Origin of the sequence: Nonomuraea sp. NEAU-A123 (assembly GCF_018603905.1) — a bacterium.
Lineage (GTDB): Bacteria > Actinomycetota > Actinomycetes > Streptosporangiales > Streptosporangiaceae > Nonomuraea.
Window position 1 is genome coordinate 374,493 of sequence record NZ_JAHFZZ010000009.1, and the last position, 12,818, is coordinate 387,310.

Annotated in this window: 2 protein-coding genes; both read right to left on the reverse strand. The window is 72.9% G+C overall.

Features of this window, described 5'->3' with window-relative positions:
• Window positions 1–19: 19 nt before the first annotated feature.
• Entirely contained in the window at window positions 20–6,424 is a 6,405-nt protein-coding gene (locus tag KLK06_RS29505; protein WP_214638889.1) for a type I polyketide synthase, read from the reverse strand.
• Window positions 6,414–12,815 (reverse strand): type I polyketide synthase, encoded by a 6,402-nt coding sequence (locus tag KLK06_RS29510; protein ID WP_214638890.1) that lies wholly within the window; start codon window positions 12,813–12,815, stop codon window positions 6,414–6,416. The genes KLK06_RS29505 and KLK06_RS29510 overlap by 11 nt, the downstream gene beginning before the upstream one ends.
• Between the last annotated feature and the right edge of the window lie 3 nt (window positions 12,816–12,818).

Below are 12,818 nucleotides of genomic sequence, written 5' to 3' on the forward strand. Positions count from 1 at the left end.
ATGCCACCTTCCGGGAATCTCAGAGCCCCTTGTCGATCAACGCGAACAGCTCGTCGGCGCTCGCCGAGTCCACGGCCTGGCCAGGGTCCGCCTGTTCGCCGCGCCATTGCGCCAGGAGGCCGCGCAGCCGCGCGGTGACCGTCGACCGCGTCTCCTCGTCGGGCGTGAGCGCGCCGAGCAGCCGCCCCAGCCGGTCCAGCTCCTCCAGCGCCCGCTCGTTCGTCGGCCCGTCGGCGGGCGCGATCTCCGTGAGCAGGTACTCCGCCAGCGCGATCGGGGTCGCGTGGTCGAAGGCCACCGTCGTGGGCAATCGCCGATCGACCGCGGTGTTCAGCCGGTTGCGCAGCTCGACCGCGGTCAGCGAGTCGAACCCCAGCTCGTCGAACGGGCGGTGCGGGTCCACCTCGTCGGCGGAGGTGTGGCCGAGCACGGCGGTGACCTGGTCGAGCACCAGATCGAGCAGGATCTTCCGCCGGTCCGGCTCAGGGAGCCCGGCCAGCTTGTCCTTCAGGCTCGGGCCGGTGCCGCGGTCGGTGGAGGCGGCGCGGCGTGGGCGGGTTCGTACCAGCTCTCTGAGCATCGGCGGCAGGGAGTCGCCGCGCGCGCTCATCGCCTTGGTGTCCAGGCGAATCGGCACCAGGGCCGGTTCGGGCCGGAGCAGGGCGGTGTCGAACAGCGACAAGCCCGTCTCCGGCGTGAACGGGATGATGCCGTCGCGGGCCATCCGGGCGATCTCCGCGTCGGCGAGGGTGTCGAGCATGCCCCCGCTTCCCGTCCACGGCCCCCAGGCCAGCGAGGTCGCCGGTAGCCCCTGAGCCCGTCGCCGGTGCGCCAGCGCGTCCAGGAACGCGTTGGCGGCCGCGTAGTTCCCCTGCCCCGCGCTGCCCATCGTGCCGGCGGCCGAGGAGAACATGACGAAGGCCGACAGGTCGAGGTCGCGCGTCAACGCGTGCAGGTTCAGCGCCGCGTCCGCCTTCGGCCGCAGCACGCCGTCCAGTCGCTCGGGGGTGAGCGAGGTGATCGGTCCGTCGTCCAGTACGCCCGCGGCGTGCACCACGGCCGTGAGCGGCCGGCCCGCGATCAGTGCGGCGAGCGCGTCGCGGTCGGCGACGTCACAGGCCGCGATCTCGACCCGCGCGCCGAGCTCCGCGAGCTCGGCGCGGAGTTTCTCGGCGCCCTCGACCGCGGTACCGCGACGGCTGGTCAGCAGCAGATCGCGTACGCCGTGGCGGGCGACGAGGTGGCGGGCGAGGAGCTTGCCGAGGCCGCCGGTGCCGCCGGTCACCAGCACGGTCCCGTCAAGGTCGAGGGGGGCCGGGATCGTCAGCACGACCTTCCCGATATGCCGGGCTTGCGACATGAACCGGAACGCCTCCGGGGCCCGCCGGAGGTCCCAGGCCGTGACGGGGAGCGGCTGGATCTGACCCTGCTCGAACAGGTCCAGAATCTCGCGCAGCATGTGCCCGGTCCGGTCGGGACCGGCTTCGACGAGGTCGAAGGGCCGGTAGTGGACCCCGGGCGCGATGGTGTCCGGGGAGCGGAGGTCGGTCTTGCCCATCTCCACGAACCGGCCGCCCTCGGACAGCAACCCCAGCGAGGCGTCGATGAACTCCCCGGCCAGCGAGTTGAGCACCACATCCACCGAGCCGAACTTCTCCGCGAACTCCAGCGTCCTTGAGGAGGCCACATGCTCCGCATCCAGCGGCAATGCTCCCCACTTGCCCACACTCGCCGTGCCGAACACCTCCGCACCCAGCCAGCGAGCGAGCTGCACCGCCGCCATCCCCACCCCACCGGCAGCCGCATGGATCAGCACCCGATCCCCCGACCGGACCCCGGCCAGATCGACCAGACCGTAGTAGGCGGTCAGGAACGCCACCGGCACCGCCGCCGCCTCCGCGAACGACCACCCGGCGGGCATACGAGCCACCTGCCGGTGATCCGTGACGATCAGCGGGCCGAACGCGCCGCCGTCGAACAGGCCCATCACGCGGTCGCCGGGCGCGAGCCCGGTGACGCCGGGGCCGATCTCGGCGACCACGCCGGCGCCTTCCAGCCCCATCGCGCCGCTCTCGCCCGGGTACATGCCGAGGGCGTTGAGCACGTCGCGGAAGTTCATGCCGGCCGCGCGTACGGCGATCCTGATCTCTCCCGGCTTCAGGGGCGCGGCGGCCTCGGGCGCGTCGACGAAGGCCAGGCCGTCCAGCGTGCCCTTGGCGCGGCTGTCCATCCGCCAGGTGGCGGCGTCCGTCGGCGGTGTGAGGCCGACGTCGGGCACATGCGCGAGCCGGGCCGCGAGCACCGCCCCCTCTCTCAGGACGAGCTGCGGCTCGCCGGTGAGGGCCGCGGCGGCGATCAGGTCGGCGGAGGGGACGTGGTCGTCGAGGTCGAGCAGGGCGAACTGGCCGGGGTTCTCGGCCTGCGCGGACCGGATCAGGCCCCATACAGCGGCTCCCGCGAGGTCGCGCCCGTCGCCGGGAGCGATCGCCTTCCTGGTCAGGAAGAGCAGCCGCGACTCGGCGAGCCGGGGGTCGGCCAGCCAGACCTGCACCAGGTCGAGCGCCCGATGGACCGCCGAGTGGACCGCGGCGGCCACGGAGTCGCCCGTGTCCGCAGCCGCCGCGGAGTCGGCCGTGTCCGTGACGGCCACGGAGTCGTCGCCGCCCGTGATGGCGGGGTGCACGATGACGATTTCGGGCGGGCTCGCCCCCGACTCGACGGCTCGGATCAGCGCGGACAGGTCGTCGTACGGCTCCGCGCCGACGACCTCGCCGCCGATGGCCCAGCACCGGGTCGAGGACGCCGGCTCGACCGAGATCGGCGTCCAGTCCAGGTGGTACAAGGAACGCTCCGCGCCGCCGCGGGCACTGGCGAGCTTGTCGAGGGTGATCTGGCGCAGCACCAGCGAGCCGATCGACACCACCGGCTGACCGAGCGAGTCGGCCGCCTCCAGGCGCAACGAATCCTCTCCCGTCGGGGTCACCCGTACGCGCAGGCTCGACGCTCCGGCGGCGTGCAGCTCAACATCGGCCCAGGTGAACGGCAACGCGGTGTGTTCGGCCGAGGCGGAGCTGAACCCGAAGGCGTGCAGCGCGGCGTCCAGGAGGGCGGGATGCAGGCCGAAGCGGGGGGCGTCCGCCGCCACGTGCTCGGGCAGCTCGACCTCGGCGAAGACCTCCTCGCCACGGATCCAGGCGGCACGCAGTCCGCGGAAGGCGGGGCCGTACCGGAGTCCCAGATCGGCCAGCCGGTCATAGAGTCCGTCCACCTCGACCTGCTGCGCGTCGGACGGTGGCCACGAGGTCGGCTCGAATCCGGCGGGCGCGGCGGCCGGCGCGAGCGCGCCGGTGGCGTGCCTGTCCCAGGGCGCGTCGCCGGCCTGCGAGTACATCTTGATCGTCCGGGTGCCGGAGTCGTCCGGATCGGACACCACGATCTGCAGCCGGACGCTGCCGCGTTCGGGGAGGAGCAGCGGCTGCTCCAGGGTCAGCTCCTCGAGCTTCCCGCAACCGACCTGGTCGGCGGCCCTGATGGCGAGTTCCACCAGGCCGGTGCCGGGGAAGACCACCTCCTCGCCGATCGCGTGATCGGCGAGCCACGGGTGCGAGGAGAGGGCGAGCCGGGCGGTGAACAGGAATCCGCCCGAGTCGGGCAGTTCGACTGCGGCGCCCAGCAGCGGATGATCCGGGGCGTCGAGGCCGATCGAGGAGGGATCGCCACCCGGCTGTGCGGGGTTCAGCCAGTAGCGCCGGTGCTGGAAGGCGTAGGTGGGCAGGTCCACCCGGCGGGCGCCGGTGCCGGCGAAGAACCTCTCCCAGTCCACCGCCGCGCCACCGGCGTGCGCCTGCCCGACGGCCGTCACCACCTGCTCGGCCTCGTCTCGGCCGCGGCGCAGCAACGGTACGAAGACCGGGCCGCGCCCGTCCTGGGGCTCGGGCACGCACGCCTGTCCCAGGCCCGACAGCACCCCGTCGGGGCCCACCTCGACGAAGGTACGTACGTCCTGCTCGTGGAGAAAGGCGATGCCGTCGGCGAATCGCACCGCTTCGCGGACATGCCGCACCCAGTACTCGGCCGAGAACTCCCGTACCGGCTCGCCGGTCAGGTTCGACACCACCGGAATCGACGCGCTCCCGTACGACAGGCCCTCGGCCACCTCGCGGAAGGCGTCCAGCATCGGCTCCATCCGGGGGGAGTGGAAGGCGTGGCTGACCGGCAACCGGCGGGACTTGGCGAACAGGCCCGCCACCCGTGTGACCGCCTGCTCGTCACCGGAGAGGACCACCGAGGCCGGCCCGTTGACCGCCGCGATCACCACCGCATCGGCGACGTCCGGGTTCTCGGCCAGGATCCGCCTGGCTTCTACTTCCCCTGCCTGCACCGCGACCATCGCCCCGCCGGACGGCAACGCCTGCATGAGCCGGCCGCGGGCCACCACGAGCGCGCACGCGTCCTCCAGCGACAGCACTCCCGCCGCGTGCGCCGCCGCCAGTTCGCCGATCGAGTGCCCGAGCAGGAAGTCGGGCACGATGCCCCACGACTCCACCAGCCGATACAGCGCCACTTCCACCGCGAACAAGGCGGCCTGGGTGTAGCCCGTCTGGTCCAGCAGGTCGGGCCGCTCCCCCATCACCTCCATCAGCGGATGCTCCAGCAGCGGATCCAGCAGCGCGCAGGACGCCGCCAGGTGCTCGGCGAACACCGGATAGGCCGCGGCCAGTTCCAGCCCCATCCCCACCCGTTGGCTCCCCTGCCCGGTGAACAGGAACGCCAGCTTTCCGCCGCTCACCACGCCGTCGGTCAGTTGTGACAGGCCCGCCAGCAGTCCGGCGCGATCCGACGCGGTCACCACCGCTCGATGTTCCAGACCCGCCCGCGTCGTCGCCAGCGAGTACGCCACATCCGGCAGGGCCAGGTCCTCCCGCTCCTCCAGGTAGGTCGTCAGCCGCCCGGCCTGAGCGCGCAACGCCGCCGGGCTCCTGCCGGAGATCAGCATCGGCATGGCGGACTGTGACAGCTCCCGTGGCTCCGCGGGCTCGGCCTCGACCCCTTCCAGGACGACGTGGGCGTTGGTCCCGCTGATGCCGAACGATGACACTCCCGCCCGGCGCGGACGGTCGCCGCCGGGCCAGGGGGCCGGTTCGGTCAGCAGCCGGACATTCCCGGCGGACCAGTCCACGTGCGAGGACGGGGTGTCGACGTGCAGCGTCTTCGGCAGGACGCCGTGCCGCATCGCCATGACCATCTTGATCACTCCGGCGACGCCGGCGGCGGCCTGGGTGTGGCCGATGTTGGATTTGACCGTACCCAGCCACAGCGGGCGGTCCTCCGGACGATCCTGTCCGTAGGTGGCCAGCAGCGCCTGCGCCTCGATCGGATCGCCGAGCATCGTGCCGGTGCCGTGGGCTTCCACGGCGTCCACGTCGGCGGGGGACAGCTCGGCGTCGATCAGCGCCTGGCGGATCACCCGCTGCTGGGAGGGACCGTTCGGCGCGGTCAGCCCATTGCTCGCACCGTCCTGATTGACCGCACTGCCCCGCACCACCGCCAGCACCCGATGACCGAGGCGCCGCGCGTCCGACAACCGCTCCAGCAGCACCAGACCCACGCCCTCGGCGAACGCCGTACCATCCGCCGCCTCGGCGAACGCCTTACACCGCCCATCCCGCGCCAGCCCCCGCTGCCTGCTGAACTCCACGAAGATCTCGGGGGTGAAGATGATGGTGGCGCCGCCGCTGATGGCCATGGCGCACTCGCCCCTGCGCAGCGACTCGCAGGCCAGGTGGAGTGCGACCAGGGACGACGAGCACGCCGTGTCCAAGGTGACGGCGGGCCCCTCCAGGCCGAGCGCGTAGGCGATGCGGCCGGACATCACGGCCGTGGAGCCGCCGGTCAGCAGATGGCCTTCGACCCCGTCGGGGGTTCCGGCCGGGCCGACGCCGTATCCGGAGGACGCGGCGCCGACGAAGACGCCTGTCTCAGTGCCTTTCAGTGCGGCGGGGTCGAGGCCGGCCTGTTCGAGCAGTTCCCATGAGGTCTCCAGCAGCAGCCGCTGCTGCGGGTCCGTGGCCAGGGCCTCCCGCGGGCTCATGCCGAAGAAGCCCGCGTCGAAGTCTCCCACGTCTTGCACGAATCCGCCCGTGCGGACGTAGCACGTCCCGGCGTGCTCGGGGTCGGGGTCGTAGAGCCGCTCGAGGTCCCAGCTCCGGTCGGCGGGGAACTCCGACATCGCGTCGCGCCCTTCGGCGACCAGGCGCCAGAGCTGCTCGGGATCGCGGACTCCGCCGGGCAGGCGGCAGCTCATGGCCACGATCGCGATCGGCTCGTGCCGCCTGGCCTCCATCTCGTCCATCCGCCGATGGACCGACCGCAGTTCAGCGGTAGCGAGCCTCAGGTATTCGCGGAGCTTGTCATCATTCGCCATCAGTCTCAGACCTCCGTCGCGAGGAGCCAAGCTCGTTGTCGAGCATCGTGAAGAGCTCGTCGTCCGTGGCCGCCTCGTACTCCTCGGCCTCGGTCGCCTCGCCCTCCAGGTCGTTCCATTTGCGGACCAGTGACCGCAGCCGGGCGGTGATCCCGGCCCGGTCGCCGGTCACCGTGGCGAGTGCGGCCTCCAGCCGGTCGACCTCCGCGTACACGGCTGCGGAGGCGTCCTCGGCGGCCGGGAGGAAGGCGGCTCTGACCCGGTCGGCGAGGGCGTTCGGCGTGGGGTGGTCGAAGACGAGCGTGCTGGGCAGGCGCAGACCGGTGGCGGCGCTGAGCCGGTTTCGCAGCTCGACGCCGGTCAACGAGTCGAAGCCCAGCTCCTTGAAGGCCCGGTCCGGTGCTACCGAGTCGGGACTGGGGTGCCCGAGCACGCCTGCCGCCTCGGCGCAGACCAGCCGTACGAGCGCGGCCTTCCGTTCGTCCTCCGGCAGGCCGTCGAGACGGTCTTTCAGCGTGGTGACGCCGGGCTGGGCGGCCTGCCGTACGTGGGGGCGGGCCTGATCGCGGACCAGGCCGCGGAGCAGCGCCGGCGGCGGGGTGGCGCTCGACCGCAGGGCGGCGAGGTCCAGCCGGATCGGGAGCAGTACGGGCTCGTCCACGGTCTGGGCGGCGTCGAACAACGCCAGCCCGTCGGCGGAGGAGAGCGCGGCCAGACCGGACCGCGCCATGCCGGCCAGGGCGGTGTCGTCCAGGTGCGCGGTCATACCGCTGCGTTGTTCCCAGAAGCTCCAGGCCAGCGACACCGCGGCGAGGCCGTGCGCGCGCCGGTGCGTCGCCAGGGCGTCCAGGAACGCGTTCGCCGCCGCGTAGTTGCCCTGTCCCGCCTCTCCCAGGACGCCCGCCGCCGAGGAGAACAGGACGAACGCCGACAGATCCCGGCCCTCGGTCAGCTCGTGCAGGTGCCAGGCCGCCTCCGCCTTCGCCCCCACCACCGCGTCGACCTGCTCGGCCGTGAGGGACTCCACCATGCCGTCGTCCAGCGCCCCCGCCGCGTGCACCACCGCGGACAGCCGGCGATCGGCACGTACGCGGTCCAGCAGCCCGGCCAGCGCCGCGCGGTCGGCGACGTCACACGCCACGATCTCGACCCGCGCCCCCGACCCCACGAGCTCGGCGCGCAGTTCTTCCGCGCCAGGGGTCGCGGCGCCTCTGCGCCCCACCAGCACCAGATCCCGGACGCCGTACGCGGCCACCAGATGCCGGGCCACCAACCCGCCCAGCATCCCCGTCCCGCCCGTCACCAGCACGGTGCCGTCCCCGTCGAACGCGACCGGCATCGTCAGGACGACCTTCCCGACATGCCGGGCCTGCGACATGAACCGGAACGCCTCCCGCGCCCGCCGCACGTCCCACGCGCGCACGGGCAGCGCCTCGAACACGCCCGCCTCGAACAGCGCCAGGACCTCGGCCAGCAGCTCGCGCAGCCGGTCCGGACCCACGTCGATCAGGTCGAAGGCGGTGTAGCGGACCCCGGGAGCGATCGTGTCCGCGGACCGGATGTCCGTCTTGCCCATCTCCACGAACCGGCCACCCGCCGGCAACATCCCCAGCGAGGCGTCCACGAACTCCCCGGCCAGCGAGTTGAGCACCACATCCACCGAGCCGAACTTCTCCGCGAACTCCAGCGTCCGCGACGAGGCCACATGGCTCTCATCCAGGGTCAGCGAACCCCATTTGCCGGTGCTCGCCGTACCGAAGACCTCCGCCCCCAGCCAGCGGGCCACCTGCACCGCCGCCATTCCCACCCCACCGGCGGCGGCGTGGATCAGCACCCGATCCCCCGACCGAACCCCGGCCACATCCACCAGGCCGTAATAGGCGGTCAGGAACACGCCCGGGACCGACGCCGCCTCCGCGAACGACCACCCGGCGGGCATACGAGCCAGCAACCGCCGATCCGTCACCCCCACCGGACCGAACGCGCCATCCAGCAACCCCAGCACCCGATCACCGGGCACCAGATCGGCAACCTCCGCCCCCACCTCCAGCACCACACCCGCGACCTCGCCGCCGATCGGGACATCGCGCTCCGGGACCATCCCCAGCGCCACCACGACGTCGCGGAAGTTCACCCCCGCCGCCCGGATCGACACCCGCACCTCGCCCGCTCCCAGCGGGCGGCTCGCCTCGGGACACGGCACCAGCGCCAGCCGGTCCAGCGTGCCGCCGCCGGTGGAGTCGAGCCGCCATGTCTCGCCACCCCAGGGCGGCAGCAGCGCCTCGCCGGTCGTCGCCCGTGCCAGCCTGGGCACCCATACCGCTCCCGCGCGCACGGCCAGTTGCGGCTCGGTGAGCGCCGCGAGCACGGCGGGCACCGGCACCTCGGAGTCGTCGAGATCCAGCAGCACGAAGCGGCCGGGGTGCTCCGACTGCGCGGACCGCAGCAGGCCGAGCACCGCCGCTGCGGCCAGGTCGGTCACGTCCTCGCCGGCCACGGCGACCGATCCCCTGGTGACCAGGACGAACGTGGAATCGTCGAACCGGTCGTCGGCCAGCCAGGAACGTACCGTGGCCAGGGCCCGATGGATCGCGACTCGCACGTCGCCGCCGCCCGCGAAGGTCACGAACACGAGCTCGGGAGCCGACGGCACGGAGGCCAGGTCGGGACACGCGGCGGCGCCCAGGGCGGCGGCGAGCCCGGTCTCGTCCGCGCCCACCACGGCGCAGCGGCTTGGCGGAGCCGGGTCGCCGGTGTACGGCGAGGGGATCCAGCCGATCCGGAACATCGACTCGCGGCGCGGGTCCGGCGCCGACGTCGAGAGCGGCCGGGACAGGAGCGACTCCACCGCGGCCACCGGGGCTCCGGAGGGATCCGCCAGCCGCAGCGACAGCTCGTCGGGACCGGACCGGGTCAGGTGGACCCGCAAGGTGGACGCGCCTTCGGCGTACAGCGAGAGGCCGGACCAGGTGAAGGGCAGGCTCACCTCCTGGGCGGCGGGATCCAGCAGGGACTCCGCGTGCAGCGCGGCGTCCAGGAGGGCCGGATGCAGACCGAAGGCCCCCGCTTCCCGGTGCGGCACGGTGACCTCGGCGAACACCTCGTCCGCCAGCCGCCAGGCGGCCTTGAGCCCGCGGAACGGCCCGTCGTACGCGAGCCCGCGCTCGGCGAGGCGGTCGTAGAGATCGGCCACGTCGACGGCCTCGGCGCCGGGCGGTGGCCAGGCGGACAGATCGAAGTCCGCGGCGGGACGCGCGGCGGCCAGCACGCCGGTCGCGTGCCGCGTCCAGTCCGGTTCGCCCTCGGGGCACGCGTGCATCGCGAGCGACCGCCGCCCGGTCTCGTCCGGCGCGTCGATCCGCACCTGCACCAGCACGGCGCCCTGCTCGGGCAGCGCCAGTGGCGCCTCCAGGATCAGCTCCTCAAGCTGGGCGCAGCCGACCTGGCGGCCCGCGCTGACGGCCAGCTCGGCGAACGCCGCACCGGGGAACAGCACCGTGCCGGACACGACGTGACCGGCGAGCCATGGATGCGACCGCAGCGACAACCGGCCGGTGAAGACGACCTCGTCGGAGTCCGCCAGCGGCAGCGCGCCGCCGAGGAAGGGGTGGTCGGCCGCGGTCAGACCCGCGTGCGCGACGTCGGTCGAGTCGGTGGCCTCCAGCCAGTAGCGTTCGCGCTGGAAGGCGTACGTGGGCAGGTCCACCTTCCGGGCCTGGGACGGCGCGAAGATCGGCGTCCAGTCGACCGGCGCGCCGTGCGCGCGGGCCTCCGCGAGTGAGGTGACGAATCTGGTCGTCTCCTCCTCGTCGCGGCGCAGCGAGCCGACGGCCACCACCGTGCCGCCCGCGGCCTCGGCTGTCTCCTGGACCGCGCCGGTCAGCGTCGGATGCGGGCTGACCTCGACGAACATTCCGTAGCCCTGCTGGACCAAGGTCCGGACCGCCTGGTCGAAGCGCACCGGCCGGCGCAGGTTGGTGTACCAGTAACCGGCGTCGAGCTCCGCGGTGTCGATCAGCTCGCCGGTCACCGTGGAGCAGAACGCCACCTCGGCCGTCCAGGGGCCGATCCCGGCCAGGTCGGCCAGCAGCCGGTCACGCAGGGGCTCGGCGAAGGCCGTGTGCGAGGGATAGTCGACCGGGACCATCTTGGCCCGGACGCCCTCGGCCTTCAGTTGATCGAACAGGTCGTTCAGTGCTGCCGAGGCGCCGGCGACCACCACCGCGTTCGGGCTGTTCACCGCCGCTATCGACAAGTGATCCGCCCAGGGGGCGAGCCGGTCGAGCGCCTGGTCGGGCGGGAGCGAGACGGCCAGCATGCCGCCGTGGCCGGACAGGTCCTCGGTGATGGCCTGGCTGCGCAGGGCGACGACCTTGGCGGCGTCTTCGAGCGACAGCCCCCCGGCCACGCAGGCGGCGGCGATCTCGCCCTGCGAATGCCCCACGACGGCCTCGGGCTCCACGCCGTGGGAGCGCCACAACTGGGCCAGCGAGACCATGACCGCCCACGCCACGGGCTGGCTGACGTCCATCCGGTCGAGTGACCACGCGCCCGACTCGCCGCGCAGCACGTCCATCAGCTTCCAGTCCACGAACTTCTCCAGCGCGTCCGCGCACTCCGCCAGGCGGGCGGCGAAGGCCGGCGAGGTGTCGAGCAGTCCGAGGGTCATGTCCTTGGACAGGGCGGCCTGGCCGGGGAAGACGAAGGCCACTCGGGGGTCGCCGGTCGCCGTGCCGTACACGACGTTCGGCGCGGGGACCGCGTCCGCGACGGCGCGCAGGCCCCCGAGGAGGGCGTCACGATCGTCGCCGATCACCACCGCGCGATGGGGGAAGGCGGTCCGCGAGCTGATCAGGGAGTGGCCGACGTCGACCGGCGACAGCCGGGGGTCCTGCTCGACGCGGGAGGCCAGTCGCCCGGCCTGGGCCCGCAGTGCCTGCTCGCTCTTGGCCGAGACCACCCACGGCACGACAAGCCGGGGCGGCTCCACGTCAGTGGGCTCGGGTCGCGGAAATTCCTCGATGATGACGTGCGCGTTGGTGCCGCTGACTCCGAACGAGGAGATGCCCGCCCGCCGCGGCGTGTCCGCCGCCGTGTCCCAGGCCACGTTCTCGGTGAGCAGGGCGATGTCGCCGGACGACCAGTCCACGTTCGGCGAGGGCTCGTCGGCGTACAGGGTCTTCGGCAGCGTGCCGTGCCGCATCGCGAGCACCATCTTGATCACCCCGGCCACGCCGGCGGCGGCCTGGGTGTGCCCGATGTTCGACTTGATCGACCCCAGGTAGAGGGGCCGGCCCTCTGGACGCCCCTGACCGTAGGCGGCGAACAGGGCCCGCGCCTCGATCGGGTCGCCCAGCGTCGTGCCGGTGCCGTGCGCCTCCACCACATCGACCTCGGCGGGCGTCAGGCCCGCCGCCGCCAGCGCCTGGCCGATCACCCGCTGCTGGGAAGGGCCGTTGGGCACGGTCAGTCCGCTGCTGGCGCCGTCCTGGTTGATCGCGCTGCCGCGGACGACGGCCAGCACCGGGTGACCGTGGCGTTCGGCGTCCGAGAGCCGCTCCAGCAGCAGCATGCCCGCGCCCTCACCCCAGCCCGTCCCGTCGGCGTCCGCCGAGAACGCCTTGCACCGGCCGTCCGGGGACAGCCCGCGCTGCCGGCTGAACTCCACGAACGTGCTCGGCGTGGACATCACCGTGACCCCGCCGGCCAGCGCCATGGCGCACTCGTCCTGGCGCAGAGCCTGGACTGCGAGGTGCAGCGCCACCAGGGAGGAGGAGCACGCCGTGTCCACCGTGATGGCGGGGCCCTCCAGCCCCAGCAGATAGGAGACCCGGCCGGAGGCGATGCTGCCGTCGCTGCCGTTGCCGATGTAGCCGCCGAGGTCCGGCGGCACGGTGCGGACCCGGGATCCGTAGTCGTGGTAGATGACGCCGGCGAAGACGCCCGTGGCACTCCCCCGGGCGGAGGCCGGATCGATGCCCGCGCCTTCGAACGCCTCCCACGCGGTCTCCAGCAGCAGGCGCTGCTGCGGATCCATCGCCAGGGCCTCCCGCGGACTGATCCCGAAGAAGTGCGGGTCGAACTGCGCGGCGTCGTGCAGGAATCCCCCGGACCGCGTAAGGCTCTTGCCTGGACTGTCCGGGTCCGGGTCATAGAGGTCGACGTCCCAGCCCCTGTCGGAGGGGAACGGCGAGATCGCGTCGGTCCCCGCGGCCAGCAGCCGCCACAGCTCCTCGGGTGTGCCGACCTCACCGGGGAACCGGCAGCTCATCCCGACGATCGCGATGGGCTCGGCGTTCCGGTCCTCGGCCTGCCGCAACTGGCGGCGGGTCTCCCGCAGGTCGGCGGTCGCCCGCCTGAGGTATTCGAGCAGCCTGGTCTCGTTGTCCACGGC

Bases quoted from the DNA above. Each gene is read 5' to 3' on its own strand.
- KLK06_RS29505 (WP_214638889.1), bottom strand. From the start codon at position 6,424: ATGGCGAATGATGACAAGCTCCGCGAATACCTGAGGCTCGCTACCGCT.